The organism is Enterobacter sp. ENT02, assembly GCF_019219165.1.
In the GTDB taxonomy this organism is placed as follows: Bacteria; Pseudomonadota; Gammaproteobacteria; order Enterobacterales; family Enterobacteriaceae; genus Enterobacter; species Enterobacter mori.
Genome location: NZ_JAHUWD010000003.1, coordinates 721576 through 747464 on the forward strand (window position 1 = coordinate 721576; position 25889 = coordinate 747464).

General features: G+C 53.1%; 27 protein-coding genes, 1 rRNA gene and 1 other annotated feature. Of the genes, 15 read left to right on the forward strand and 13 right to left on the reverse strand.

Translation table 11 applies throughout. The features are described 5' to 3' along the window. Nucleotides 1-88: 88 nt before the first annotated feature. From bamE to nadK, 3 genes are all read right to left on the reverse strand, one after another. Nucleotides 89-427, reverse strand: a complete 339-nt coding sequence (gene bamE / locus KW829_RS14435; RefSeq protein ID WP_014884883.1) for an outer membrane protein assembly factor BamE — start codon at nt 425-427, stop codon at nt 89-91. A gap of 138 nt (nt 428-565) precedes the next feature. Continuing rightward, nucleotides 566-2227 carry a DNA repair protein RecN gene (gene recN, locus KW829_RS14440; protein ID WP_218308469.1) on the reverse strand — a complete coding sequence of 554 codons (1662 nt, stop codon included), beginning with the start codon at nt 2225-2227 and terminating at the stop codon, nt 566-568. A gap of 85 nt (nt 2228-2312) precedes the next feature. After that, a complete protein-coding gene (gene nadK, locus KW829_RS14445; protein WP_042717523.1) occupies nt 2313-3191 on the reverse strand; it encodes an NAD(+) kinase in 879 nt (292 codons plus the stop codon). 122 nt (nt 3192-3313) lie between these two features. Between nadK and grpE the strand changes: the two genes are divergently transcribed. Further along, a complete protein-coding gene (grpE, locus tag KW829_RS14450) occupies nt 3314-3907 on the forward strand; it encodes a nucleotide exchange factor GrpE (RefSeq protein ID WP_139157916.1) in 594 nt (197 codons plus the stop codon). Nucleotides 3908-3958: 51 nt separating this feature from the next. Here the strand turns inward: grpE and KW829_RS14455 are convergent, their stop codons facing one another. Both KW829_RS14455 and KW829_RS14460 read right to left on the reverse strand, forming a co-directional pair. Continuing rightward, nucleotides 3959-5245, reverse strand: a complete 1287-nt coding sequence (locus tag KW829_RS14455; protein ID WP_089600713.1) for an HlyC/CorC family transporter — start codon at nt 5243-5245, stop codon at nt 3959-3961. Between the two features lie 18 nt (nt 5246-5263). Then, on the reverse strand, nt 5264-6055 hold the full coding sequence (locus tag KW829_RS14460) for an inner membrane protein YpjD (protein ID WP_041951454.1): 792 nt from the start codon (nt 6053-6055) through the stop codon (nt 5264-5266). Nucleotides 6056-6221: 166 nt separating this feature from the next. Here KW829_RS14460 and ffh point away from each other — a divergent pair, with 166 nt between their 5' ends. The 7 genes from ffh to KW829_RS14495 all read left to right on the forward strand — a co-directional run bounded on the left by ffh (nt 6222) and on the right by KW829_RS14495 (nt 11638). After that, the gene (gene ffh / locus KW829_RS14465) at nt 6222-7583 is read left to right on the forward strand and encodes a signal recognition particle protein (protein WP_003863132.1); all 1362 of its coding nucleotides are present in this window, start codon (nt 6222-6224) and stop codon (nt 7581-7583) included. Between the two features lie 116 nt (nt 7584-7699). Further along, nucleotides 7700-7948, forward strand: a complete 249-nt coding sequence (gene rpsP, locus KW829_RS14470) for a 30S ribosomal protein S16 (RefSeq protein WP_003863133.1) — start codon at nt 7700-7702, stop codon at nt 7946-7948. Between the two features lie 15 nt (nt 7949-7963). Beyond that, nucleotides 7964-8503, forward strand: coding sequence for a ribosome maturation factor RimM (rimM, locus tag KW829_RS14475; RefSeq protein ID WP_021241995.1), 540 nt, complete (start codon nt 7964-7966; stop codon nt 8501-8503). Between the two features lie 31 nt (nt 8504-8534). Next, entirely contained in the window at nt 8535-9302 is a 768-nt protein-coding gene (gene trmD / locus KW829_RS14480; RefSeq protein WP_010434154.1) for a tRNA (guanosine(37)-N1)-methyltransferase TrmD, read from the forward strand. 43 nt (nt 9303-9345) lie between these two features. Beyond that, nucleotides 9346-9693 (forward strand): 50S ribosomal protein L19, encoded by a 348-nt coding sequence (gene rplS, locus KW829_RS14485; RefSeq protein ID WP_002914145.1) that lies wholly within the window; start codon nt 9346-9348, stop codon nt 9691-9693. A 131-nt stretch (nt 9694-9824) separates the two neighbouring features. Further along, a complete protein-coding gene (locus tag KW829_RS14490; RefSeq protein ID WP_010434141.1) occupies nt 9825-10229 on the forward strand; it encodes a DUF2946 domain-containing protein in 405 nt (134 codons plus the stop codon). Between the two features lie 38 nt (nt 10230-10267). Continuing rightward, on the forward strand, nt 10268-11638 hold the full coding sequence (locus KW829_RS14495; protein WP_218308470.1) for a PepSY domain-containing protein: 1371 nt from the start codon (nt 10268-10270) through the stop codon (nt 11636-11638). Between the two features lie 2 nt (nt 11639-11640). On the opposite strand, the gene KW829_RS14500 is transcribed toward KW829_RS14495, so the two are convergent. The 4 genes from KW829_RS14500 to KW829_RS14515 all read right to left on the reverse strand — a co-directional run bounded on the left by KW829_RS14500 (nt 11641) and on the right by KW829_RS14515 (nt 14414). After that, complete coding sequence (locus tag KW829_RS14500) at nt 11641-12123, reverse strand: OmpA family protein (protein ID WP_108416517.1); 483 nt, start codon at nt 12121-12123, stop codon at nt 11641-11643. A 13-nt stretch (nt 12124-12136) separates the two neighbouring features. Beyond that, nucleotides 12137-13357: a diguanylate cyclase DgcN gene (gene dgcN / locus KW829_RS14505; protein ID WP_218308471.1), complete on the reverse strand. Its 1221-nt coding sequence runs from the start codon at nt 13355-13357 to the stop codon at nt 12137-12139. Beyond that, nucleotides 13350-13886, reverse strand: a complete 537-nt coding sequence (locus KW829_RS14510) for a YfiR family protein (protein WP_218308472.1) — start codon at nt 13884-13886, stop codon at nt 13350-13352. Before KW829_RS14510 ends, dgcN begins: the two co-directional genes overlap by 8 nt. Nucleotides 13887-14039: 153 nt before the next feature. After that, nucleotides 14040-14414 carry a DUF2799 domain-containing protein gene (locus KW829_RS14515; RefSeq protein ID WP_089600696.1) on the reverse strand — a complete coding sequence of 125 codons (375 nt, stop codon included), beginning with the start codon at nt 14412-14414 and terminating at the stop codon, nt 14040-14042. Nucleotides 14415-14628: 214 nt separating this feature from the next. On the opposite strand from KW829_RS14515, the gene aroF reads away from it, so the two are divergent. The 3 genes from aroF to KW829_RS14530 are packed head-to-tail and all read left to right on the forward strand — an operon-like array spanning nt 14629 to nt 17764. After that, entirely contained in the window at nt 14629-15699 is a 1071-nt protein-coding gene (gene aroF / locus KW829_RS14520) for a 3-deoxy-7-phosphoheptulonate synthase AroF (protein ID WP_010434135.1), read from the forward strand. A gap of 10 nt (nt 15700-15709) precedes the next feature. Continuing rightward, complete coding sequence (tyrA, locus tag KW829_RS14525; protein ID WP_120159269.1) at nt 15710-16831, forward strand: bifunctional chorismate mutase/prephenate dehydrogenase; 1122 nt, start codon at nt 15710-15712, stop codon at nt 16829-16831. Nucleotides 16832-16891: 60 nt separating this feature from the next. Continuing rightward, nucleotides 16892-17764, forward strand: a complete 873-nt coding sequence (locus KW829_RS14530) for an SMP-30/gluconolactonase/LRE family protein (RefSeq protein ID WP_218308473.1) — start codon at nt 16892-16894, stop codon at nt 17762-17764. Here KW829_RS14530 and pheA read toward each other — a convergent pair. The 4 genes from pheA to bamD form a co-directional block, all read right to left on the reverse strand. Further along, nucleotides 17761-18921: a bifunctional chorismate mutase/prephenate dehydratase gene (gene pheA, locus KW829_RS14535; protein WP_010434130.1), complete on the reverse strand. Its 1161-nt coding sequence runs from the start codon at nt 18919-18921 to the stop codon at nt 17761-17763. The two genes, KW829_RS14530 and pheA, sit on opposite strands and share 4 nt — an antisense overlap. Nucleotides 18922-18951: 30 nt before the next feature. After that, nucleotides 18952-19077, reverse strand: a sequence feature (Phe leader region). Further along, nucleotides 19029-19076 carry a pheA operon leader peptide PheL gene (gene pheL / locus KW829_RS14540; RefSeq protein WP_100249759.1) on the reverse strand — a complete coding sequence of 16 codons (48 nt, stop codon included), beginning with the start codon at nt 19074-19076 and terminating at the stop codon, nt 19029-19031. (Overlaps the previous feature by 48 nt.) Before the next feature lie 103 nt (nt 19078-19180). Beyond that, on the reverse strand, nt 19181-19522 hold the full coding sequence (gene raiA / locus KW829_RS14545; RefSeq protein WP_008502470.1) for a ribosome-associated translation inhibitor RaiA: 342 nt from the start codon (nt 19520-19522) through the stop codon (nt 19181-19183). Nucleotides 19523-19791: 269 nt separating this feature from the next. Further along, entirely contained in the window at nt 19792-20529 is a 738-nt protein-coding gene (bamD, locus tag KW829_RS14550; protein WP_010434129.1) for an outer membrane protein assembly factor BamD, read from the reverse strand. 131 nt (nt 20530-20660) lie between these two features. Between bamD and rluD the strand changes: the two genes are divergently transcribed. The 4 genes from rluD to KW829_RS14570 all read left to right on the forward strand — a co-directional run. Continuing rightward, the gene (gene rluD, locus KW829_RS14555; RefSeq protein ID WP_010434127.1) at nt 20661-21641 is read left to right on the forward strand and encodes a 23S rRNA pseudouridine(1911/1915/1917) synthase RluD; all 981 of its coding nucleotides are present in this window, start codon (nt 20661-20663) and stop codon (nt 21639-21641) included. After that, nucleotides 21638-22369: a purine nucleoside phosphorylase YfiH gene (gene yfiH / locus KW829_RS14560; protein WP_174340931.1), complete on the forward strand. Its 732-nt coding sequence runs from the start codon at nt 21638-21640 to the stop codon at nt 22367-22369. The genes rluD and yfiH overlap by 4 nt, the downstream gene beginning before the upstream one ends. Before the next feature lie 129 nt (nt 22370-22498). After that, nucleotides 22499-25072 carry an ATP-dependent chaperone ClpB gene (clpB, locus tag KW829_RS14565; protein WP_218308474.1) on the forward strand — a complete coding sequence of 858 codons (2574 nt, stop codon included), beginning with the start codon at nt 22499-22501 and terminating at the stop codon, nt 25070-25072. A gap of 428 nt (nt 25073-25500) precedes the next feature. Next, a 16S ribosomal RNA gene (locus KW829_RS14570) occupies nt 25501-25889 on the forward strand; the annotation flags it as partial.

The following is a 25889-nucleotide window of genomic DNA, read 5'->3' on the forward strand; positions in this document are numbered from 1 at the left end:
CCCTGACCCTCTATCCAAAGGGGCGAGGGAATCAACGGAAAACAAAAAAGGTGCTCATTGAGCACCTTTTTGCATTTCTGACACCTGATTACTTGGTCAGGGCAGGCTTGTTGTCGATGTTGGTTAAGACACCGGCGCTGCTGAAGGTCAACGTCAGGGTCTGCTGGGTCACGTCTTCGTGGCCTGGCTGCTGACGGAATACATAGAACCATGTATTTGTACCGAACGGATCGGACATCATCGGGGTTCCCAGTGCATAAGCGACCTGCTGTTGTGTCATTCCCACACGGATTTTGGACACATCGTTAGGGGTAAGGTAGTTCCCCTGGTTGATGTCAGGACGGTAAACCACTTTCTCCAGAGTGGAACAGCCTGCGGTCAACATCAGAAGAACCGCTGCGGCAGCGGTCAGCATTTTACAACGCATAGTGATTTGATTCCTTTTCGGGCCCGAGCAGAACGCGGCTCATATGTAATATGCCGATGATAATAGACCTTGCCCCACTTTGAAACCGGTCTGGCGGCGTTTTTGTTGTTCTCTATGACTCTGAGATCCCGAAAAAGTTTATGCCGCCAGCAGTTCTTTCGCATTCGCGAGCGTATTGCGGGTGACTTCGCTACCACCGAGCAGGCGCGCGAGCTCCTGCAGACGCGCGCGTTTATCCAGCGGTTTCATGTGCGTTTCGGTCATTTCACCATCCGTCTCTTTGCTGACGATAAAGTGATGATGACCATAGCCAGCCACCTGCGGAAGATGGGTGACACACATTACCTGAGTCGATTCGCCCAACTGGCGCAACAGTTTGCCTACAACGGCCGCTGTCGGACCACTGATCCCTACATCCACTTCATCGAAAATCAGCGCCGGGGTTTCCATTTTACGCGCGGTAATCACCTGAATCGCCAGTGCAATACGCGACAGTTCGCCACCGGAGGCGACCTTAGAGATGGCCTGCAAAGGCTGACCTGGGTTCGTGGTGACGCGGAATTCGATGCGATCCGCGCCTTCCGCAGTCAGGTGGCTCTCTTCGAAGCGAATATCAATACTGAACACGCCGTGCGGCATCGCCAGGGTGTGCATGCTGTCGGTGATGTGCTGGCTTAACTCCTGCGCATAGTGCTGACGGATATCGTGCAGCTGTTTCGCCGTTGCCAGCGCCTGCTGATGGTGCAGGTTTACCGCCAGAGACAGCGTTTCCAGTGAATCAGCCTGATCGTCGAGCTGGTGTTGTTCATCAAGGAGAGACTGATAAAAGGCTGGCAACTCCTCCGGCGTGACGTGGTGCTTACGCGCCAGTGAGATCTGACGGGATATACGCTGCTCAAGCTCAAACAAACGGTTCGGGTCGAGATCCAGACGTTCACAGTAGTGGCGCAGTTCGTCACCCGCTTCGGAGATCTGAATAGCCGCTTCTTCCAGCATATCCAGGACGCCAGAGAGTTTACTGTCCATCCCGACCAGTTCGGTAACCAGTTGACGGACGTTATACAACTGGCTCTGTAGATTTACGTCTTCGCCATCTGCCAGCATGTTGAGCGCATTTTGGCTGGTTGAAAGTAAATGACCGCTGTTAGCCAGACGTTTGTACTCTTCGTCGATTTGCTCAAACTCTCCCGCCTGCGGGTTGAATTCGTTCAGCTCTTTAAGCTGATACGCCAGCAGTTCCGCACGGGCTGCTCGCTCCTGACTTTGCTGCTGATGTTGAGCGAGTTCACGGCAGCTCTGATGCCACTGGCGATAGTGTTCCGCCATAAGCTGAGTAAGCGCGTACTCACCTGCGTAGCCATCAAGAAGGGCCTTCTGCTGCTCGGGTTTAATCAACTGTTGATGCGCGTGCTGACCGTGGATCTGGATAAGCAACTGGCCAAGCTCGCGAAGCTGGGAAAGGGGGACCGCTGTACCGTTGATAAAACCGCGGGAACGACCGTCGCTACTGATGACGCGGCGGAGTAAACACTCACGTCCGTCTTCGAGCTGGTTCGCTTCCAGCCAGCGCAGGGCTGCAGGGGTGTCTTTCAGGGAAAAACGGGCGCACAGGTCGGCACGGGTTGCGCCCCGGCGCACCATATCGCCCTCTGCGCGGCCGCCAAGGCACAAGCCGAGGGCATCAATGGCAATAGATTTACCCGCACCGGTTTCACCGGTGATTGCCGTCATGCCGCTGTGGAAGTCGATCTCAAGCTCACGAACAATGGCAAAGTTGCTGATGGTCAGTTGTGCCAGCATAATTGTTTTCCTGTATGAAAAACCATGACTGTGTTTTCATACAGTATAAACTGGTTTTTTATACAGTAAAGTGCTGGGTGCAAAATCAGAACAATTTTTTTGACCAGCCGAGTTTTGAGCTCAATGTATTGAAATAACTGTAATCTTTCGGATGAATCAGATTCAGATGGTAATCACATCGACGAATGAGGACATCTTCACCTTCCTGGATCGGCAGCGCTATCTGGCTGTCGCAGCTGATCTCCAGGTCATTACGGCGGTGTGAGAAGCGCAGACGAATCGTGCTGTCGCCGTTGATAACCAGCGGGCGGGCGGAGAGCGTGTGCGGGAACATCGGCACCAGGGTAATGGCATCCAGTGATGGCGTCAGGATTGGGCCACCAGCGGAAAGCGAGTAGGCGGTAGAGCCCGTCGGCGTTGAGATAATCAGCCCGTCAGAGCGCTGCGAAAAGGCAAAGATTTCGTCGATATACACTTCGAACTCAATCATGTGCGCCACTTTACCGGGGTGAAGAACCACCTCGTTGATCGCGGTGCTGATGCGCTTCTGGCAGTCCTGTTGGCACACCTGCGCTTCCAGTAAAAAACGTTTTTCGCTGATGTAGTGCCCTTCCAGCACGTCAGCAAGCTGTTGCTGGGCATTATCCGGGTCGAGATCGGTTAAAAAACCGAGATTGCCACGGTTGATGCCGATGACCTTAATATCATAACGCGCCAGCGTGCGGGCTGCGCCAAGCATGTTGCCGTCGCCGCCCACCACCACGGCGAGATCCGCCTGCTGACCAATTTCTGCCAGCGTGCCGGTTTTAACGCCCTTCAGCTGCAGCTCCTGAGCAATCTGCTGTTCGACCATCACTTCATAGCCTTTGCCACACAGCCAGCGATACAACATTTCATGTGTCGTCAATGCGGTAGGGTGACGCGGATGCCCGACGATCCCAATACACCTGAAATGATTATTCATTTTCTGGAGGTCCTTGTGCCTGATGAATGATGACAATCTGTCTTGTTCCCTTGAATCCCGGAAACTGATCCCCATAATAAGCGAAGTTAGCGAGATGAATGCAGAAAAACGCGGAGAAATTCATGAGTAGTAAAGAACAGAAAACGCCTGAGGGGCAAGCCCCTGAAGAAATTATCACGGAACAGCACGATGAAGTTGAGGCTGTAGAGCCAGAAGCGTCTGCTGAGCAGGTGGACCCGCGCGATGAAAAAATTGCCAACCTGGAAGCCCAGCTGGTAGAAGCGCAAAATCGCGAACGCGATGGCGTGCTGCGTATCAAAGCGGAAATGGAAAACCTGCGTCGTCGTACCGAGCTGGACGTTGAGAAAGCGCACAAATTTGCGCTGGAAAAATTCGTCAATGAACTGCTGCCGGTCATCGATAGCCTGGATCGTGCGCTGGAAGTGGCAGACAAAGCGAATCCGGATAACGCGGCAATGATCGAAGGTATCGAGCTGACGTTGAAGTCGATGCTGGACGTGGTACGTAAGTTTGGCGTGGAGGTGATTGCCGATACCAATGTACCGCTGGATCCGAACGTACACCAGGCGATCGCCATGGTGGAATCTGAAGAGATTGAAGCCGGTAAGGTGTTGGGTGTGATGCAGAAAGGTTATACCCTGAACGGCCGTACCATTCGCGCGGCAATGGTGACCGTGGCGAAAGCGAAAGCGTAACGTGCTGCCTGTAGTGCCGGGTGGCGGCGTTCGCCTTACCCGGCCTACATTTTATTCGGCAATACTTTCGCGTAGAGGCTTAACGGGCAGGACTTTAACCTGCTTAATCATATTGTCCTGCACGTCCAGGATATCAATATCATACTGTTCAATACGCACACGCGTTCCTGCTGCCGGGATCTCTTCCAGCGCTTCCAGAATCATTCCATTTACGGTGCGCGCTTCATCTTCCGGTAAATGCCAGTTGAACGCTTTATTGAGTTCACGGATGTTTGCACTGCCGTCGATTAGCACCGAGCCGTCATTTTGTGGGGTGACTTCTTCGGCAAGGGAAGGTGACATGGATGTGGTAAAGTCGCCGACAATCTCTTCCAGAATATCTTCGACCGTCACTAATCCCTGAATATCGCCGTACTCATCAACCACCAGACCGACTTTCTTCTTGTTACGCTGGAACTTCACCAGCTGTATGCTGAGCGGTGTCCCTTCTGGCACGTAGTAAATTTCATCTGCGGCGCGCAGCATCACCTCTTTAGTGAACTCTTTTTTCTCGGTCATCAGACGATACGCCTCACGCACGCGCAGCATGCTGATGGCATCATCCAGAGAATCGCGATACAGCACGATGCGCCCGTGTGGGGAGTGCGTCAGCTGTCGGACGATGGCTTTCCAGTCGTCGTTGATATCAATCCCAACGATCTCGTTACGCGGCACCATGATGTCGTCCACGCTGACTTTTTCCAGATCCAGTACCGACAACAGCATGTCCTGATTGCGCCGGGAGATTTGCGAGCGGGATTCATTCACGATGGTGCGCAACTCGTCTTTGCTGAGCGCGCTGCTGATGGTGACGTCTGCTTTGATGCCGACCATGCGCATCAGCAGGCGAGTCACCATATTCAGCAGCCAGACCAGCGGCATCATCAGTATCAACAGCGGTGCCAGCAGGAAGCTGCTCGGGTAGGCAACCTTCTCCGGGTAAAGCGCGGCAATGGTTTTGGGCAGTACTTCCGCAAATACCAGCACGACAAACGTCAGTACCCCGGTGGCAATCGCGACGCCAGCGTTGCCATACAGGCGCATCCCGACGATGGTGCCCAGTGCCGAGGCGAGAATATTGACGAGGTTGTTACCGATAAGCACAAGGCTAATCAGGCGATCCGGTTTACGCAGCAGCTTTTCGACACGGCGGGCGGCACGGTTACCCTGTTTGGCGCGATGGCGTAACCGGTAGCGGTTGAGCGTCATCATGCCGGTTTCCGAGCCTGAGAAATAGGCGGAGATGACCACCATGATGATCAGGGTGACGATCAGCGTGGTGGTGGAGATGTGTTCCAGGGGGAACTCCTTTGTTACTTAGCCAGCAAATTGCTGTATGAAGCGACTTCCAAAATAGGCAAGGGTAAGAATGCCCGCGCCCGCGACGTTGAACCAGACTACGCGACGACCGCGCCAGCCTTCATGATAATGGCCCCATAACAGGACAATATAGACAAACCACGCGATGATGGAGAGCACCGCTTTATCGATATTCTCCACGCTGAACAGGTTCTTCATGTAAAACAGACCGGTGCAGAGCGTGAGCGTCAGCAGCACCACGCCGACCTGGGTGATGTGGAACATCTTACGCTCAATGACCATCAGCGGCGGCATTTCGTGATTGAAGGCCAGCTTTTTGTTCTTCAACTGGTAATCAATCCAGGCGAGCTGCATGGCGTAAAGCGCCGCAATAATCAGCGTCGCGTAGGCAAACAGCGACAGGCCGATATGCACCAGCATCCCCGGCGTGGCTTCCAGATGGGTAATGAACTCATTGGGCATAAACGTGGCTAACGCCAGATTGATCAGCGCAAAGGCATAAACAATCGGCAGCAGAAGCCAGCCGCGGTTTTTGGACGCAACAATGGTCATCACCGTACAAATCATCAGGCTGACCAGTGAGCCGACATTCAATACGCTCAGGTTTTGCACGCTGCCGTCGCCAGGAATAATGCGAGATTCCAGTGCAAAAGCATGGCTTATCAGTGCTATCACCGCCGAAAGAACAGCCATGCGCCGCCAGCCGCTGTTTTTTTGCAGCAGGCCGGGAATGATCAGCGCGAGGCTGACAGAGTAGGCAACAAGGGCGATCAGTGCGAAAACAGGCATATAGGCGTCGACAGTTGTCTTAATAAGAAAGATAAGCAGTATAACGTTACGTGACGCGTGCTCCAACCGTTGCATAACAACAAAGCTGCCTTCATGTTATACTCCGGCAAAATTCTGTGTATGTGTCGCTTACGCGACCCAACGTTTCTACCCCAGGCGAGAGACAATGTTTGATAATTTAACCGATCGTTTGTCGCGCACGCTGCGCAACATCAGCGGCCGCGGACGCCTCACCGAAGAGAATATCAAGGAAACGCTGCGCGAAGTGCGCATGGCGCTGCTCGAAGCAGACGTTGCGTTACCGGTCGTGCGTGATTTTATCAACCGCGTAAAAGAAAAAGCGGTTGGACATGAAGTTAACAAGAGCCTGACTCCGGGTCAGGAGTTCGTCAAAATCGTACGTAACGAGCTGGTTTCGGCGATGGGCGAAGAGAACCAGGTGCTTAACCTGGCCGCTCAGCCTCCGGCCGTGGTGCTGATGGCGGGCCTGCAGGGTGCGGGTAAAACGACCAGCGTTGGTAAGCTGGGTAAATTCCTGCGCGAAAAGCACAAGAAAAAAGTGCTGGTGGTGTCTGCGGACGTCTATCGCCCGGCGGCGATCAAACAGCTGGAAACGCTGGCAGAGCAGGTTGGCGTGGATTTCTTCCCGTCGGACGTGGCGCAGAAGCCTGTCGACATCGTTAACGCGGCGCTGAAAGAAGCGAAGCTGAAATTCTACGACGTGCTGCTGGTGGATACCGCCGGTCGTCTGCATGTCGACGAAGCGATGATGGACGAGATCAAGCAGGTGCATGCCTCTATCAACCCGGTAGAGACCCTGTTTGTTGTTGACGCCATGACCGGTCAGGATGCGGCGAATACCGCGAAAGCGTTTAACGAAGCGCTGCCGTTAACCGGCGTGGTGCTGACCAAAGTGGACGGCGACGCCCGCGGCGGTGCGGCGCTCTCCATTCGTCATATCACCGGTAAACCAATCAAGTTCCTCGGCGTCGGTGAGAAAACCGAAGCGCTGGAGCCGTTCCATCCGGACCGCATTGCTTCCCGAATTCTCGGCATGGGCGACGTGCTGTCGCTGATCGAAGATATCGAGAGCAAGGTTGACCGCGCGCAGGCCGAGAAGCTGGCCAGCAAGCTGAAAAAAGGTGACGGTTTCGATCTCACCGACTTCCTTGAGCAACTGCGTCAGATGAAAAACATGGGCGGCATGGCCAGCCTGATGGGCAAACTGCCGGGCATGGGCCAGATCCCTGACAACGTAAAATCCCAGATGGATGACAAAGTGCTGGTGCGTATGGAGGCGATCATCAACTCGATGACGCTGAAAGAGCGTGCGAAGCCAGAAATCATCAAAGGTTCCCGTAAACGCCGTATCGCGGCCGGTTGCGGCATGCAGGTGCAGGACGTAAACCGCCTTCTGAAACAGTTCGACGACATGCAGCGCATGATGAAGAAAATGAAGAAAGGCGGCATGGCGAAGATGATGCGCGGCATGAAAGGCATGATGCCACCCGGTTTTCCAGGGCGTTAATCGCTTTTGAGATTGCTTTTTGCCCGAAAATGAGTAAAATTTTCGGGCTTTTAATATGACACCCGGGCTCCGTTCCTCGATGGGGCCCGGTTGTTTTATTCACACAAGAGGATGTTATGGTTACTATTCGTTTAGCTCGTCACGGCGCTAAAAAGCGTCCGTTCTACCAGGTTGTTGTGACTGACAGCCGTAATGCACGCAACGGTCGCTTCATCGAGCGCGTTGGTTTCTTCAACCCACTGGCCGCTGGCGCAGAAGAAGAAACTCGTCTGGATCTGGATCGTATCGCTCACTGGGTTGGCCAGGGCGCTACTGTTTCCGATCGCGTTGCTACGCTGATCAAAGCAGCAAACAAAGCAGCTTAATCTGTCACGGTGGTCATGATGAGCAATAAAGCACCTGTTGAACCGATCGTATTGGGAAAAATGGGTTCTTGCTACGGTATCCGTGGTTGGCTCAGAGTGTTTTCCTCCACTGAAGACGCTGATAGCATTTTTAATTACCAGCCCTGGTTTATCCAGAAAGGCGGTAAGTGGGAAGAGGTCGAGCTGGAAAGCTGGCGTCACCACAATCAGGACATCATCATCAAGCTGAAAGGCGTTGACGATCGTGATGCCGCGAATGCCCTGACTAATTGTGAAATTGTCGTGGATTCGTCGCAGTTGCCACAGCTGGAAGAGGGTGACTACTACTGGAAAGACCTTATGGGTTGCCAGGTAGTCACTACCGAAGGCTACAGCCTGGGGAAAGTCATCGATATGATGGAAACCGGGTCAAATGACGTTCTCGTCATTAAGGCAAACCTGAAAGATGCATTTGGCATCAAGGAGCGGTTGGTTCCGTTCCTCGATGGACAGGTTATCAAGAAAGTCGATCTCACTACTCAAACCATTGAAGTAGATTGGGATCCTGGTTTTTAAATTCTCCGGATAAACGGTAAAAGACGGCGCTATGTGGATTGGCATAATTAGCCTGTTTCCTGAAATGTTCCGCGCGATTACCGATTACGGGGTAACTGGCCGGGCAGTAAAGAATGGCCTGCTGAGCATCCAGAGCTGGAGTCCTCGTGACTTCACTCATGACCGGCACCGTACCGTGGACGATCGTCCTTACGGCGGCGGACCGGGGATGTTAATGATGGTGCAACCCTTACGGGACGCCATTCACACAGCAAAAGCCGCGGCAGGTGAAGGCGCAAAGGTGATTTATCTGTCACCTCAGGGACGCAAGCTTGATCAAGCGGGCGTGAGCGAACTGGCGACGAATCAAAAGCTGATTCTGGTCTGTGGTCGCTACGAAGGGATAGATGAGCGCGTAATTCAAACCGAGATTGACGAAGAATGGTCTATCGGCGATTACGTTCTCAGCGGTGGTGAGTTACCCGCAATGACGCTGATTGACTCCGTCGCCCGGTTTATTCCGGGGGTACTGGGCCATGAAGCTTCGGCAACGGAAGATTCCTTTGCCGATGGATTGCTGGACTGTCCACACTATACTCGTCCTGAAGTGTTAGAAGGGATGGACGTCCCGGCAGTGTTACTGTCTGGAAACCATGCCGAGATACGTCGCTGGCGTTTGAAGCAGTCGCTGGGCCGAACCTGGCTTAGAAGACCTGAACTTCTGGAAAACCTGGCTCTGACTGAAGAGCAAGCAAAGTTGCTGGCCGAGTTCAAAACTGAACACGCGCACCAGCAGCATGAACATGATGGGAATGCGTAATACGCTCCCGAATATCAGTTTACCCAGGATAAGAGATTAAATTATGAGCAACATTATTAAGCAACTTGAACAAGAGCAGATGAAGCAGGACGTACCTTCCTTCCGTCCAGGTGACACCGTGGAAGTGAAAGTATGGGTTGTTGAAGGTTCCAAAAAACGTCTGCAGGCATTCGAGGGCGTGGTTATCGCTATTCGTAACCGCGGTCTGCACTCTGCATTCACTGTTCGTAAAATTTCCAACGGCGAAGGCGTTGAGCGTGTCTTCCAGACTCACTCTCCGGTAGTTGACAGCATTGCTGTTAAACGTCGTGGTGCTGTACGTAAAGCTAAACTGTACTACCTGCGTGAGCGTACTGGTAAGTCTGCTCGTATTAAAGAGCGTCTGAACTAAGATTCGCTTAAGCGACATCCTGTTAGAAAGGGCTGGCCGAAAGGCTGGCCCTTTTTTTTGTAATCGCATCTCACGCATTAACTCTTTCGACATAAATCATTTACAATGCTTGCCTCTTCACCGGAGGGTAAGTGGATAACGTACTGCATCAGCATAATGGGAAACGCGCAGCGGCATTGACCGCGCTGTTTGCGATCCTGCTGATCGTGGTCGCGCCGCTTATCTCTGTCTCGCTGCAAAAAGATCCCATGAGCTCCATGCCGGGCATGCATCATGATATGAGCATGATGTCGATGGATGACCATCACGGCGATATGCAGCATTCCATGCCTGTTGACCATGCGGAGGCCTGCGGCTACTGCGTGCTGTTAGCGCATGTCCCTGGCGTGATGCTGGCGCTGATCGTCCTGCTAAGCGCGGTGCTGCAAAGGCTGCGCGTTAAGCCGCCGCGCCAGGCGGTCAGCCACTGGCACTTTTTTCCCTGGCTTTACCCTGATACCCGCGCGCCGCCGCGGCAGTCTGCTTTTTCCCTTTAAAAATAAATCGATAACTTACTGCCTTAAAAAGGAAAAGTATGACTACCTGCACGCCGCGCGCGGCATGGGGAAACCTGCTGCGTCGCCTTCATTTCTACGTCGGGCTGTTTGTCGGCCCGTTTATCTTCTTCGCTGCGTTGACCGGTACGCTGTATGTGGCAACCCCGCAGCTGGAGAATGCGCTCTACCGGCATGCGCTCCACACAAATTCTGTGGGTGAGTTGCAGCCGCTGGCGGAACAAATTGCCGTGGCGGAAAAAACCCTTGGAACAGATCTGCGTTTGCACGCCGTTCGTCCGGGGCTGGCTGAGGGTGAAACCACCCGCGTGATGTTTGCTGACCCGTCGCTTGGCCCGTCGGAGCATCGGGCTATCTTTGTCGATCCGATAAGCCTGGCGGTGCTGGGGGACATGACGGTATACGGCACCAGCGGGATTTTACCGCTGCGTCAGACCATTGATTATCTGCATACGTCGCTGATGCTGGGCGATGTTGGGCGGCTCTACAGCGAGCTGGCGGCCTCGTGGATGTGGGTCGCTGCGCTCGGCGGCATTGCGCTGTGGTTTTATACCCGACCCAAACGGCGCATTAACAACTCCTTTCAGAACCGGCGTCGAGTGCATGTGGCGTTAGGCTGGACGCTGCTGGGCGGAATGTTGTTATTCTCAGCAACCGGCCTGACCTGGTCCCAGTGGGCGGGGGGGAACGTTGATAAGCTGCGTGCTGAGATGAACTGGCTGACGCCGCAGGTCAATACAATGCTCTCCGGTACGCCCATGGTCATGGACGAACACGCCGAACATCACGGCCATCATGGGGGAATGATCGTGCCGGAGACGGCGATGGATCTGACGCAGTTTGATGGCGTGCTGAGTGCTGCGCAAAAGGCAGGAATTGATGCTAACAAGCTTGAGATCCGCCCCGCCAGTACGTCCGATCGAGCCTGGACGGTAACGGAAATCGATCGCAGCTGGCCAACGCAGATTGATGCCGTTGCGGTTGATCCCAATACGATGCAGGTCATGGACAGAACCCGCTTTAAAGATTTCCCATTAATGGCAAAACTGACCCGCTGGGGCGTGGATTTCCATATGGGGATCTTATTCGGGCTGGTGAATCAGCTGCTGCTCGTTGCGTTCGGACTTGCCCTTTGCGTGCTCATTATCTGGGGATACCGAATGTGGTGGATGCGTCGTCCGGCGAGGTCAGCTGCGAACCCGGTGCAGACGCTTTGTCAGAGCTGGCTGGCGCTGTCAATCTGGGGGAGGGCGGTCACGATAGTGGTTAGTGCTCTGCTGGGACTGGCGTTGCCGGTGATGGGCGTTAGTCTGGTCTTGTTTATCTTTGTCGACTGGCTACGCTGGCGAGCGGCGTCAGGCGTGTCGCTCGCCGGATCCTCCGTTAAATAACCTTATGGCGTGCTGATGACTACCGCGACCCGGCGGTTTTCAGCGCGCCCTTGCGAGGTGCTGTTGCTGGCAACAGGATATTTTTTGCCTAATCCCCGCGTGGTGAGGTTACTGCGTGGGATATTCGCACCCTTTGCCCAGGTGTCTGCAACGGCATTGGCGCGTTTTAACGAGAGCGCTTCGTTATAGCTATCCTCACCATAATTATCCGTGTGACCGTCCATCCGGGCGTGGTTCAGGCCGGTTGCCGCCAGACGCGAGGCCATGGTCTGGATCTGTGTTTCACTCTCCGGGCGCAGTCTTGCATCATTTTTATCAAATAAGATTTTATCCGACAGCCCCAGGGACCAATCGCCATTCAGTTCGTTAAAGCCGTAAGACTTCATCGCCGCAACTTGTTCTGGTGTAAATTTACCTGGCGGTGTCTGGCAGCCTGCCAGGGCCAGCGATCCGAGTAGCAAGGGCGCGATATATCGCTTTAACATAGTGCATTCCTTTCTAAGTTATTGTTTTTGTACGCTGATTTTTGACCAGGTACATATTGCGGTCGGCTTGCTCCAGTAATGCTTCCACGGAGGCATTTTCCCACGCCAGAGCGAAGCCAATGCTGAGTGACAATGATGCGGTTTGCCCGTTATGCAGATCAAACGGACGGATAAACTGCTGCGAAAGCGCAGCACAAATATGTTGAACTTCACGCTCAGAATGGACGCCGTACAGCACCATAGCGAACTCGTCGCCGCCGAGGCGGTATGACTGATGACGTTTATCACCAAACTCAACCATCCTGCTGGCGACTTCAATCAGCACGCCGTCACCTGCCGCATGTCCCCAGGTATCGTTGATAAACTTGAAGTTATCCCCATCGAGGAAAAGCAGGGCCGAGTTTGCCTTTGCCGATGAATCGTTCATCAGTGCCGCAATGCTATTACGAAACGCAGCGCGGTTAGCCAGCCCGGTTAACGGGTCGTGCATGGCAGTACGGAGTAACTGGGCATTCTTCGCCTGGAGCTTAAGCTGCCACTCTTCCATCTCATCCAGCAGGCTGTTGAAGTCTTCGCCAAACTGGTGGAATTCTTCAATACGGCCTTCCGTCACCCGACGGGAGAAATTACGGTTGGCGCGCACGTCATGGACGACGTCGGTAATATTCTGCATCTCCGTAACCATGCCGTGATGCAGGGAACGTGTAATGGTGAGCGCAACGGCAGAAGCTAACAGAATGCAGCCGGTCAGGACAGCAAACGACAGCCAGATAAAGTGGCTGATAAGGCTGTCTCGTGCGGTAAGGCGAATTTCGCCAATCACCGTGCCGTTATGCACGATCGGTTGTGCAACAGGGACAGGAAACAGCCAGCGACTGACCAGCGCACCCAGGGTGTCGGTGTTATCTTCCGGATCCCATGACCAGTAAGCGAAACGTTTTTGGTGGGCATTGAGAACTTCCGCCACGGCAAATTGCCCCTGTTTCCCAAGGGCTGCAAGTGTTTCATTGGCCGCGAGTGAATCATTGAAAACCAATGAGGCTTCAAGGCTGTGACTCATGGTTGAGCCGGTGAGTTCGAGATTCTTTTGCGCGTATTGCTTTAATGTCACCACGGAAGCGAAGCACAGCAATAACCATATAAATGTCATTGTAATGATGACGCTTATCATGCTGATCCGGCGCAACGTTCTTTTAAACGTCGGACGCGGTGTAGAGGCGAAATCCTTATTCATGCTTTTTATTCCGTGCAAGCATTAATACATCTGGATTGACGCGCACGCCACTGCGCGTCAATGCATCCAGATTGACGGAAAATCTGACCTGGTTCTGTTCTGTTATCAGGCAAAATGCACTGCCAATAACACATTCAGGATTTTGCTCTGAGATTAATAGCAACGCTCGGCCCTGATATTGACTAATTAATTCAAGTTGTTTTGCAGGCGATTCAGCCCCGAAATAAATAGCATCGCACGTCGCGGAGAGTGCTTCCTGATCGTTACGTACAATGACAGGAGTATAAGGTAACTGGCTTTGCGCATCTTCACTGCTGAGTATTTGCGTATAGTGAGATGAAGCATAAATACAGAGCTTAGGCTGCCCTGAGAGTGAAGGCCATCGGGTATAGCTCACAATACCGGAAACAATCGAACGTACCGATTTATCGGTATCTGTGAACGGAGCTGCCGTCGCTGAACCTGCCGTAAAGAACAGCATTATCACCAGAGTGAATCGGAACAAAGAGATCAAGAATAAATTTCTCACCAGATTCCGCCACACTGCTCTGGAAATAGTTGTTCTTAAGAGTTGTTGGCAGAATACCATTGTTTATCAACGCCGTCATTATGTCAGAAAAATCGCAGGCCAGACTTAAGCTAAATCCTACAATTACTTATATTTGGACATTAAAAGCCAGACTCAATTAAGTCTGCTGGTACTCATACTTTCATCCATCCCTTTTTGCCATGACTCATGCAGCTTTGCTGCATTTTCGGCAGTATCACAACTGGCAGGAAAAGATTTACCTGCTAATCCCCATGCGTGAATAAAACCCTCTTCACACACTTTCTTCTGACCGTCAGTATAACCCCGGAGATATTCACTCCGATCGACATGGGGGTCGTTAAAACTATCGGCCAGGGTTTGATTATCTTTAACCGGCAGGCCATTCATGGCGTCTTCTTTACCTGCATCAAACCAACTCGGGCTGGTCCAGTCAGGCTGGAAGGTGTAAGGATTGATCTGGCAACCTGATAAGAACAGTGACAACAGCGTAAGAGCAATTGAACGCATAGCCATTCTCCTTTTTCTTCAGCATAGCCTGGTAAATGAAAATTCGTCTGTAATTTAAAGTTTACGTTTTTATTGGCTGAATTTTGCAATAAATTGGCTTGTGTAAACTAATGTGTACGTATTTTGGATTGAAATGTTTACTTTTTATGGTATGGTGGTTTCACCTCTTCGAGGAAAACCAACTATCGCAAACGAGCTTGACAGGATCGCCATCATGCAAAAAGACGCGCTGAATAACGTACATATCACTGACGAACAGGTTTTAATCACCCCGGATCAGCTTAAAGCGGAATTTCCGCTGAGCATTGCGCAGGAAGCTCAAATCGAGCACTCGCGCCAGACCATTTCTGACATCATCGCTGGCCGCGATCCGCGCCTGCTGGTGGTTTGCGGTCCTTGCTCCATTCACGATCCTGAAACCGCCATTGAGTACGCTCGTCGATTTAAAGCATTAGCGGAGGAGGTCAGCGATAGCCTCTATCTCGTGATGCGCGTCTATTTTGAGAAGCCACGTACTACCGTGGGCTGGAAAGGGTTGATTAACGATCCGCACATGGATGGCTCGTTTGATGTGGAAGCAGGACTGAAAATTGCGCGTCGCCTGCTGGTGGAACTGGTGAGCATGGGGCTGCCGCTGGCTACCGAAGCGCTGGATCCGAACAGCCCGCAGTACCTGGGCGATCTCTTCAGCTGGTCTGCGATTGGTGCGCGTACCACGGAATCACAAACCCACCGCGAGATGGCGTCTGGCCTGTCGATGCCGGTCGGTTTTAAAAACGGTACCGATGGCAGTCTGGCGACGGCGATTAACGCGATGCGCGCTGCCGCAATGCCGCACCGTTTTGTCGGTATCAACCAGGCGGGCCAGGTGTGCCTGCTGCAAACGCAGGGCAACCCCGATGGCCATGTGATCCTGCGCGGCGGTAAAGCACCAAACTACAGCCCGGCTGATGTCGCGCAGTGTGAAAAAGAGATGGAACAGGCAGGACTGCGCCCGGCGCTGATGGTAGATTGCAGTCATGGTAATTCGAATAAAGATTACCGTCGCCAGCCTGCGGTTGCGGAATCGGTGATCGCACAGATTAAAGATGGCAACCGTTCCATTATCGGCCTGATGATTGAGAGCAACATTCATGAAGGCAATCAGTCATCGGAACAACCGCGTAGCGCAATGAAGCATGGCGTCTCCGTTACGGATGCCTGCATCAGCTGGGAAACCACCGATGCGCTGCTGCGTGAGATCCACAAAGATTTGAACGGCCAGCTGGCGACGCGTCTGGCTTAAGAGGGTAGTTATGGTTGCTGAATTGACCGCATTACGCGATCAAATTGATGAAGTGGATAAGGCGCTGCTGGACCTGCTGGCGCGCCGCATGGCGCTGGTTGCTGAAGTCGGTGAGGTCAAAAGCAAATACGGCCTGCCGATTTACGTCCCGGAACGCGAAGCCTCTATGCTCGCCTCCCGCCGTAAAGAGGCTCAGGCGCTGGGCGTTTCTCCGGATTTAATTGAAGATGTCCTGCGCCGCGTGATGCGCGAATCTTACTCCAGTGAAAATGACAAAGGCTTCAAAACCCTTTGTCCTTCGCTGCGCCCGGTAGTGATTGTCGGCGGCGGCGGTCAGATGGGCCGTCTGTTTGAAAAAATGCTGACGCTTTCTGGCTACCAGGTACGCATTCTGGAAAAAGAGGACTGGGAGCATGCCCCGGAACTCATGAAAGATGCCGGAATGGTTATTGTCAGCGTCCCGATTCACGTGACGGAGCAGATCATCGGGAAGCTTCCTCCTTTACCGGATGATTGCATTCTGGTGGATCTGGCTTCCGTCAAAAATGGTCCGCTGCAGGCAATGCTGGCTGCGCATACGGGCCCGGTACTGGGTCTGCACCCGATGTTTGGCCCGGACAGTGGCAGCCTGGCGAAGCAGGTAGTCGTCTACTGTGATGGGCGTCAGCCGGAAGCATACCAGTGGTTCCTGGAACAAATTCAGGTGTGGGGGGCGCGACTGCACCGCATTAGCGCGGTTGAGCACGACCAGAACATGGCCTTCATTCAGGCGCTGCGCCACTTTGCAACCTTTGCCTATGGTCTGCATCTGGCGGAAGAAAACGTGCAGCTTGAACAACTGCTGGCGCTCTCTTCACCTATCTATCGTCTGGAACTGGCGATGGTCGGGCGCCTGTTTGCTCAGGATCCACAGCTTTACGCGGACATTATTATGTCCTCCGAAAACAACCTGGCGCTGATCAAGCGCTACTATCAGCGCTTTGGCGAAGCTATTACGCTGCTGGAGCACGGAGACAAGCAGGCGTTTATCGACAGCTTCCGTAAGGTAGAGCACTGGTTTGGCGATTACGCCACGCGTTTCCAGAGTGAAAGCCGCACGCTGTTGCGTCAGGCAAATGACAGTCGCCAGTAATGCGATGATGTATATACTGAAAGCCAGCGTTGCTGGCTTTTTTCATTTTGGGGACTTGTCATGGCTGAACCGCAGCTGCTGTTGAATTACACCGGACATTTGCCAGAGTGCCCGACGTGGAGTGCGGAAGAGAATGCACTCTACTGGGCGGATATTCTGGAAGGGGAGATCCATCGTTTTCATCTGCCCACGGCAGAACACACAGTGCTCTCTTTTCACGAAGAGGTGGGCTGTTTCGCGCTGCGCGAGCGTGGCGGGTTTATTGTGGCGATGCGTACGGGGATCTGGCTGACCGATAAACACGGTCTGCTCCGGCGCAAGGTGTGCGATAACCCGTCCAACCCGCAGCTTGCTCGTTTTAACGACGGGGGTACCGACCATCTGGGACGGTTCTATGCAGGCACCTTCTGGGGGCCGGGAGATTATAACGGTGCCATGCTGATGCGTATCGATAACGACCTGACGCCGAAAGTGATCCAGTGTGATATTCACGGGCATAACGGCTTAGCGTTTAGTCCGGACAAGCAGTGGATGTTTACCTCAGACACGCCAAACGGCGTGATCTACCGTACGCCGCTTGATAAGCAGGGCGAACCCGGCAAGCGCGAGGCGTTTCGCCGGTTTAACGAGGGGGAAGGCATACCCGACGGTGCGGCTATGGATGAAGAAGGCTGCTACTGGAGCGCGATGTTTGACGGTTGGCGTATTGCCCGTTTTTCACCGCAAGGGGAGCAACTTGAAGAATACCGCATGCCGGTACGTTGCCCGACGATGGTCTGTTTTGGCGGTGATGACATGAAAACGCTGTTTATTACCACCACGCGGGAAAATATGGATGCGGAAGAGGTGGCGAAGTACCCCCTCTCCGGTGCCATCTTCACCCTGCCCGTCAGCGTGGCAGGGATGAAGAAAAGTCGATTTATTGAACATTAAGCCGGGTCAACCGGGACCACGTTCTCGCTCGGATAGCAGCCCAGCACTTTCATGGAGCGCGTGATCTCGCCGAGTTCGCGCAGGGCTTTCTGCATGGATGCAGATTCCAGGTTGGCCTGGATATCGAGGTAGAACATCTCTTCCCACGGATTACCGTGGATCGGACGTGATTCCAGCTTTGTCATGATCAGATTGTGATTACGCAGTACCAACAGCGCTTCAACCAGTGCGCCTGCCTGCTGACCGGTAGCCATAAGCAGGGTCGTTTTTGCCGGAACCTGATCCGAGACATCAATTGCTTTACGCGCCAGCACCACGAAACGGGTGATGTTTTGCGTCTGGTTTGCCAGATTGCGTTCAAGCACCTGCAGGCCATACAGCGCGCCACCCGCTTCGCTGCCGAGCGCGGCGACGGTTGGAGAGTTAGCCTGCGCCACTTTTTCCATCGCCGCCGAGGTGCTTTCAGTGTACTCAATTTTCCAGTTCGGATAGCGGTTCAGGAACTGGCTGCACTGTTGGAACGGTTGAGGATGGCTGTAAACCGTTTCGATCTTGCTCAGGTCGGTTGAGCCGGAGACCAGCACGCAGTGGTCGATTGGGATTGTCAGCTCGCCAACCAGCGACAGGCTGGTGTGCTGGAGCAGATCGTAGACATCATTAATGGCGCCGGAACTGGTGTTCTCAATAGGCACCACGGCGTAATCCGCCTGGCCGGTTTCTACCTGATTGAAAATATCAGCAAACTTCGCACAACCGCTCTCAATGAACTCTTCGAAATGGCGGGCTGCGTACTGGCGCGCAGCCAGGTGGGAGTAGGAGCCTTTTGGACCGAGGAACGCGACGCGTGCAGAGTGCGGGTTGGTTTTGTTCAGATGCTGCTGGAGCAACGCTTGCTGGGTCAGAACGGAATCTTCGATGATGAGCTGGAACAGACGGGTGATGTAGTGGGCATCAAGATGATGCGCTTTGCCGAGCTGAATCAACCGTTCCAGTAAATCGCGCTCGCGGTCGATATCGCGCACGGGGCGGTGAGAGTCCAGCTTGGCTTTACCCACCTCGACGGCGAGGGCACGGCGTTCGGCCAACAGCGCCAGTAATTTCTCGTCCAGCGCGCTGATTTTTACGCGCAGATCCAGTAACGGGTTTTCCGGTGTCATAGTGTTGCCTGTCTCGTTTTATCGTTATCAATAAAAAAGGCCTCCCGCTGTGGGAGGCCTTGTTGTTCGTCTTCGCATTCTTTATCACACGACGAAACGCCTCCCAGTCAGGGGAAGGTAAAAAAGAATGCGAAGAAGAACGGCGTAAGTTTCATAAAGTCATCCTGAAATTGATACCGTTAAAGTACCCGTACTGTTTTCACCCTGTCAATAAAAAACGCGCCCGAAGGCGCGTTGGCGGTACACTCAATTTAAAGGATTACTCTTCTTCAACTTCTTCCGCGAAGCTGGCGTCTTTCACCGATGTTGTGGCGCGACGGGCTTCACCTTTGTGTTGCACTTTATTGAGCTGCCGTTCCAGCTTGTTGATCAAATCGTTAATAGCGGTGTACATATCCTCATGTTTTGCGCTGGCGACCAGATGGCCGTTTGGAGTATTGATAGTTGCGTCAGCGATGAAACCCTGCGGTTCCTTGGACAGAATGATATGTGGGTTAATCAAATGTGTTTGCCATTTATCCAGTTTGGCGAGACGGTCTGCGACGTGCTGGCGAATTGCCGGAGTAATTTCCATTTGTTTACTGGTAATGTTCATTGTCATAAATTTTACCTCTTGTCTTTCCGTCTTGGTGATTCCAGCATACCCGACCTAATGTCAAAATGTGTGATTTAGATCACGTTATTTTGTCACTTTTTGTCAGGGAATCTTTTTTGTGAGGCAGGGCAGGAAGAGGTGAGATTTACCTTGTCGAAGACAAAAATTGGGGCCATAGTTGACGGGATGTGTTGAGGCTAAAGCGCTTCAGCGGGTGACAGAAATGAATAAAAAATCGGCAGCCCTGAGGCTGCCGATTTGCATTGACGCTTCTGTCAGGTGTTGCTGCTGTTCGCGGCGATGATTTTCGCGACCTTTTCAGCCTGCGAAGTCATCTGCATCTGACGATAGGCATTTTCCATCAGCTTCAGGCCATCGCGCGTTGCCTGAGTATCCGGATAGTCACGCAGCATACCTTCAACACGGTTAACCACGGCAACCCAAGCGCCACGGCGGGTGTAGTACTCAGCCACGGAGTATTCATATTTCGCCAGACGATCTTTCAGGAACACCAGACGCTTGGTGGCATCGGTAATGTACTGACTGTTCGGGTAGCCGCGCACCAGCTTGGAGAAGTCATTGAAGGCATCACGTGCGTGCTGCGGGTCACGGTCAGAACGATCCACGCCAAAGAAGCCCTGCAGTGCACTGTCATCCAACGCCATGTTGGTCAGTCCGCGCATATACATGACATAATCGATGTTAGGATGAGTTGGGTTCAGACGCATGAAGCGATCGATGGTGGCCTGAGCCAGCGGAAGATCGGCATTTTTATAGTACGCGTAGATAAGATCTAACTGTACCTGCTGTGAATAGGGACCAAATGGATAGCGATTATCCAACGCTTCCAGTTGCGTTATCGCCTGTTTCCAGTTACCGTCCTGCAACTTTTGTTGTGCAGTCGCATAGATTTCATTCGGCGGATTGTCAGGGACCTGTTCATTTGAACCGGAGCAGCCCACCAAAGCCAGGCTCAACGTGGCCGCTGCCACCAGATATTTCATGCGCGTCATGACGTTTTGACTTTCCTCAAATGTTTGTCCGGGAGAAACTCTGTTCCTGCTCCCGATTAAGACCAGCTACAATAGCACACTATATTAAACGGCAAAGCCGTAAAACCCAACGTTAAACGAAGAAGCAGTTTATGGCACAACGAGTAGAACTCACCGCAACAGTCTCCGAAAATCAGCTCGGTCAACGCTTAGATCAGGCTTTGGCCGAATTGTTCCCTGATTATTCGCGTTCACGCATAAAAGAATGGATCCTTGACCAGCGCGTGATGGTAAACGGCAAGATCTGGGACAAACCAAAAGAGAAAGTGTTAGGTGGGGAAGCTGTCGCCATCAATGCTGAAATCGAAGAGGAAATCCGCTTCGAGCCGCAGGATATCCCACTGGACATCGTCTATGAAGATGATGACATTCTGGTGATCAACAAGCCGCGCGACCTGGTTGTTCATCCAGGCGCGGGGAATCCTGACGGTACGGTACTTAACGCACTTCTCCATTATTATCCGCCAATCGTAGATGTACCGCGCGCCGGTATTGTGCACCGTCTGGATAAAGACACCACGGGTCTGATGGTAGTGGCAAAGACTGTTCCTGCTCAGACTCGTCTGGTGGAATCCCTGCAGCTGCGCGAAATCACCCGTGAGTATGAAGCAGTAGCCATTGGTCATATGACCTCTGGCGGCACGGTTGAAGAGCCTATCAGTCGCCACCCGACCAAACGTACCCATATGTCGGTGCACCCGATGGGTAAACCAGCGGTGACGCACTACCGCATCATGGAACATTTCCGCATACATACACGCCTGCGTCTGCGTCTGGAAACCGGCCGTACTCACCAGATCCGCGTGCATATGGCGCACATTACCCATCCGCTGGTGGGGGATCAGGTCTACGGTGGTCGTCCTCGTCCGCCAAAAGGCGCGTCTGATGAGTTCATTTCTGTACTGCGTAAGTTTGACCGTCAGGCACTGCACGCAACCATGCTGCGTCTTTACCACCCGATTACGGGGATTCAGATGGAATGGCATGCGCCGATCCCACAGGATATGGTGGAACTTATCGACGCCATGCGCGCTGACTTTGAAGAACATAAGGATCACGTGGACTGGTTATGACCAAACTGATTGTTCCGGAGTGGCCGCTGCCCGAAGGCGTGGCTGCCTGCAGTTCGACCCGAATCGGCGGTGTGAGCCAGGGTGCGTGGGAGTCGTTGAACCTCGGCGCGCACTGTGGTGACAACCTGGAACACGTTGAAGAAAATCGTAAACGTCTGTTTGCTGCGGGCAAGTTACCGTCTAAACCTGTCTGGCTTGAGCAGGTTCACGGCAAGGATGTGTTGACGCTGTCGGGGGAACCCTATGCGTCTAAACGTGCCGATGCCTCCTACAGCAACACGCCAGGAACGGTGTGCGCCGTGATGACCGCTGACTGCCTGCCGGTTCTGTTCTGTAACCGTGCGGGCACTGAAGTCGCGGCAGCTCATGCGGGCTGGCGTGGTCTGTGTGAAGGTGTGCTGGAAGAGACTGTCGCCTGCTTTAACGATGAGCCAGACAATATCATCGCCTGGCTCGGCCCGGCCATTGGTCCTCGCGCATTTGAAGTGGGCCCAGAGGTCCGCGAAGCCTTTATGGCAAAAGATCCGCAAGCAGTGGAAGCCTTCCTGCCTTCAGGGGGTAAATATCTGGCCGATATCTACACGCTCGCTCGTCAGCGCCTGAATAACGTGGGCGTAACGCAGATCTTCGGCGGCGATCGCTGTACCTTCACCGAAAAGGGTGATTTTTTCTCTTATCGCCGCGACAAGACGACGGGTCGTATGGCAAGTTTCATTTGGCTGATATAACCTAAAGAATCAAGACGATCCGGTACGTGCCGTTTTCTTTTCACATAATTCAGGTCATTAACCTTGAATAATTGAGGGATGACCTCATTTAATCTCCAGTAGCAAATTTGACCTGTAATGGGAGGAGTTATGCGTCTGGATCGTCTTACTAATAAATTCCAGCTTGCTCTCGCCGATGCCCAGTCTCTCGCACTGGGGCACGACAACCAATTTATCGAACCTCTTCATTTAATGAGCGCCTTGCTGAATCAGGAAGGGGGATCGGTACGTCCTTTATTAACGTCCGCTGGCATTAATGCTGGCCAGTTACGCACCGCTATCGATCAGGCGCTGAGCCGTTTACCGCAGGTAGAAGGTACCGGTGGTGACGTTCAACCGTCTCAGGATCTGGTGCGCGTGCTGAACCTTTGCGACAAGCTGGCGCAAAAACGTGGTGACAACTTTATATCGTCAGAGCTTTTTGTTCTGGCGGCGCTTGAATCACGCGGTACCTTAACCGACCTGCTGAAATCTGCTGGTGCAACCACCGCCAATGTGACTCAGGCGATTGAGAAAATGCGCGGAGGTGAAAGCGTGAACGATCAGGGAGCCGAAGACCAACGTCAGGCTTTGAAGAAATTTACGGTCGATCTGACCGAGCGTGCTGAACAGGGCAAACTTGACCCGGTGATCGGCCGTGACGAAGAAATTCGCCGTACTATCCAGGTACTGCAACGTCGTACCAAGAACAACCCGGTGTTGATTGGTGAACCTGGTGTTGGTAAAACCGCCATTGTTGAAGGGCTGGCGCAGCGTATTGTCAACGGCGAAGTGCCGGAGGGCCTGAAAGGCCGCCGCGTGCTGGCGCTGGATATGGGCGCGCTGGTGGCCGGTGCGAAATACCGTGGCGAGTTTGAAGAGCGTCTTAAAGGCGTGCTTAACGACCTGGCGAAACAGGAAGGCAACGTCATTCTGTTTATCGACGAGTTGCACACCATGGTCGGTGCAGGTAAAGCAGACGGCGCAATGGATGCCGGGAACATGCTGAAACCTGCGCTGGCGCGTGGTGAACTTCACTGCGTTGGTGCAACTACTCTGGATGAGTACCGTCAGTACATTGAGAAAGATGCTGCTCTTGAGCGTCGTTTCCAGAAAGTGTTTGTTGCTGAGCCAAGCGTTGAAGACACCATCGCGATCCTGCGTGGCCTGAAAGAGCGCTATGAGCTGCACCACCATGTGCAGATTACGGACCCGGCAATCGTGGCCGCAGCGACGCTTTCGCATCGTTATATTGCTGATCGTCAGTTGCCGGACAAAGCGATTGACCTGATCGACGAAGCGGCATCAAGCATTCGTATGCAGATTGACTCGAAACCGGAAGAGCTGGACCGTCTCGACCGCCGTATTATTCAGCTCAAGCTGGAACAGCAGGCGTTGAAGAAAGAGTCTGATGAAGCCAGTAAGAAACGCCTGGATATGCTGAACGAAGAGCTGGACGATAAAGAACGTCAGTACTCTGAGTTAGAAGAAGAGTGGAAAGCGGAGAAAGCGTCCCTTTCTGGCACCCAGACGATCAAAGCAGAGCTGGAACAGGCAAAAATTGCCATTGAGCAGGCGCGTCGCGTCGGTGACCTGGCGCGTATGTCTGAACTACAGTACGGCAAAATCCCTGAGCTGGAGAAACAGCTTGAGATTGCGACGCAGTCCGAAGGCAAAACGATGCGCTTGTTACGTAATAAAGTGACGGATGCAGAAATTGCTGAAGTGCTGGCGCGCTGGACCGGTATTCCAGTGGCACGCATGCTGGAAGGCGAGCGTGAGAAACTGCTGCGCATGGAGCAGGATCTCCACAATCGCGTCATTGGGCAAAACGAGGCGGTTGAGGCTGTTTCCAACGCTATTCGTCGTAGCCGTGCAGGGCTTTCCGATCCTAATCGTCCAATCGGTTCGTTCCTGTTCCTGGGGCCAACCGGTGTCGGTAAAACCGAGCTGTGTAAAGCGCTGGCTAATTTTATGTTCGACAGCGACGACGCGATGGTGCGTATCGACATGTCCGAGTTTATGGAGAAACACTCCGTCTCGCGTCTGGTCGGTGCGCCTCCGGGATATGTCGGCTATGAAGAAGGGGGCTATCTGACAGAAGCGGTCCGTCGCCGCCCTTACTCCGTCATCCTGCTGGATGAAGTGGAAAAAGCACACCCGGATGTGTTCAACATTCTGCTGCAGGTGCTGGATGATGGTCGACTGACCGACGGGCAGGGGAGAACGGTCGATTTCCGTAATACGGTAGTGATTATGACGTCGAACCTGGGTTCCGATTTGATTCAGGAACGCTTCGGTGAGCTGGATTACGGCCATATGAAGGATCTGGTACTCGGTGTGGTCAGCCATAGCTTCCGTCCGGAGTTCATCAACCGTATTGATGAAGTCGTGGTCTTCCATCCTCTGGGTGAGAAACACATCGCGTCGATTGCGCAGATTCAGCTGCAGCGTCTTTATAAACGTCTGGAAGAGCGTGGATATGAAATCCACATCTCGGACGAGGCGCTGAAGCTGCTGAGCGAGAATGGTTACGACCCGGTGTACGGGGCTCGTCCATTGAAACGAGCTATCCAGCAGCAGATCGAAAACCCGCTGGCGCAGCAGATCCTTTCCGGGGAGCTGATTCCTGGCAAAGTTATCCTTCTCGAAGCCAACGACGATCGCATTGTGGCAGTGCAGTAAATCACAAAACGCAAAAACGAGCCGCTTGCGGCTCGTTTTTGTTTAAAAACCAGGCGAAAATTGAGGTTCGGGAGGTGCTTTGCCTGGAAAGTGAGCAGTCAGTAAATAATTTTCACTTTATCCTTGCAGCTTCGGAATTACTCCCTATAATGCGCCTCCACTGACACGGAATAACGGCACACACGCCGCCGGGTCAGCAGAGAAAAGCGAAAATAAACGCTTGACTCTGAAGCGGGAAAGCGTAATATGCACACCCCGCGCCGCTGCGAAAAGCGAAGCGGCACTGCTCTTTAACAATTTATCAGACAATCTGTGTGGGCACTCAAAGTGACATGGATTCTTAATGTCTTCGGACAATAAATGAATACCAAGTCTCTGAGTGAACATACGTAATTCATTACGAAGTTTAATTCACGAGCATCAAACTTAAATTGAAGAGTTTGATCATGGCTCAGATTGAACGCTGGCGGCAGGCCTAACACATGCAAGTCGAGCGGTAACACAGGGAGCTTGCTCCCGGGTGACGAGCGGCGGACGGGTGAGTAATGTCTGGGAAACTGCCTGATGGAGGGGGATAACTACTGGAAACGGTAGCTAATACCGCATAACGTCGCAAGACCAAAGAGGGGGACCTTCGGGCCTCTTGCCATCAGATGTGCCCAGATGGGATTAGCTAGTAGGTGGGGTAACGGCTCACCTAGGCGACGATCCCTAGCTGGTCTGAGAGGATGACCAGCCACACTGGAACTGAGACACGGTCCAGACTCCTACGGGAGGCAGCAGTGGGGAATATTGCACAATGGGCGCAAGCCTGATG

Bases quoted from the DNA above. Each gene is read 5' to 3' on its own strand.
- rimM (WP_021241995.1), top strand. From the start codon at position 7,964: ATGATGAGCAATAAAGCACCTGTTGAACCGATCGTATTGGGAAAAATG.
- pheA (WP_010434130.1), bottom strand. From the start codon at position 18,921: ATGACACCGGAAAACCCGTTACTGGATCTGCGCGTAAAAATCAGCGCG.
- trmD (WP_010434154.1), top strand. From the start codon at position 8,535: ATGTGGATTGGCATAATTAGCCTGTTTCCTGAAATGTTCCGCGCGATT.
- clpB (WP_218308474.1), top strand. From the start codon at position 22,499: ATGCGTCTGGATCGTCTTACTAATAAATTCCAGCTTGCTCTCGCCGAT.
- aroF (WP_010434135.1), top strand. From the start codon at position 14,629: ATGCAAAAAGACGCGCTGAATAACGTACATATCACTGACGAACAGGTT.
- dgcN (WP_218308471.1), bottom strand. From the start codon at position 13,357: ATGAATAAGGATTTCGCCTCTACACCGCGTCCGACGTTTAAAAGAACG.
- KW829_RS14515 (WP_089600696.1), bottom strand. From the start codon at position 14,414: ATGCGTTCAATTGCTCTTACGCTGTTGTCACTGTTCTTATCAGGTTGC.
- recN (WP_218308469.1), bottom strand. From the start codon at position 2,227: ATGCTGGCACAACTGACCATCAGCAACTTTGCCATTGTTCGTGAGCTT.
- KW829_RS14495 (WP_218308470.1), top strand. From the start codon at position 10,268: ATGACTACCTGCACGCCGCGCGCGGCATGGGGAAACCTGCTGCGTCGC.
- yfiH (WP_174340931.1), top strand. From the start codon at position 21,638: ATGACCAAACTGATTGTTCCGGAGTGGCCGCTGCCCGAAGGCGTGGCT.
- bamE (WP_014884883.1), bottom strand. From the start codon at position 427: ATGCGTTGTAAAATGCTGACCGCTGCCGCAGCGGTTCTTCTGATGTTG.
- rplS (WP_002914145.1), top strand. From the start codon at position 9,346: ATGAGCAACATTATTAAGCAACTTGAACAAGAGCAGATGAAGCAGGAC.
- bamD (WP_010434129.1), bottom strand. From the start codon at position 20,529: ATGACGCGCATGAAATATCTGGTGGCAGCGGCCACGTTGAGCCTGGCT.
- ffh (WP_003863132.1), top strand. From the start codon at position 6,222: ATGTTTGATAATTTAACCGATCGTTTGTCGCGCACGCTGCGCAACATC.
- KW829_RS14500 (WP_108416517.1), bottom strand. From the start codon at position 12,123: ATGTTAAAGCGATATATCGCGCCCTTGCTACTCGGATCGCTGGCCCTG.
- tyrA (WP_120159269.1), top strand. From the start codon at position 15,710: ATGGTTGCTGAATTGACCGCATTACGCGATCAAATTGATGAAGTGGAT.
- nadK (WP_042717523.1), bottom strand. From the start codon at position 3,191: ATGAATAATCATTTCAGGTGTATTGGGATCGTCGGGCATCCGCGTCAC.
- KW829_RS14530 (WP_218308473.1), top strand. From the start codon at position 16,892: ATGGCTGAACCGCAGCTGCTGTTGAATTACACCGGACATTTGCCAGAG.
- KW829_RS14460 (WP_041951454.1), bottom strand. From the start codon at position 6,055: ATGCCTGTTTTCGCACTGATCGCCCTTGTTGCCTACTCTGTCAGCCTC.
- grpE (WP_139157916.1), top strand. From the start codon at position 3,314: ATGAGTAGTAAAGAACAGAAAACGCCTGAGGGGCAAGCCCCTGAAGAA.
- rpsP (WP_003863133.1), top strand. From the start codon at position 7,700: ATGGTTACTATTCGTTTAGCTCGTCACGGCGCTAAAAAGCGTCCGTTC.
- rluD (WP_010434127.1), top strand. From the start codon at position 20,661: ATGGCACAACGAGTAGAACTCACCGCAACAGTCTCCGAAAATCAGCTC.
- raiA (WP_008502470.1), bottom strand. From the start codon at position 19,522: ATGACAATGAACATTACCAGTAAACAAATGGAAATTACTCCGGCAATT.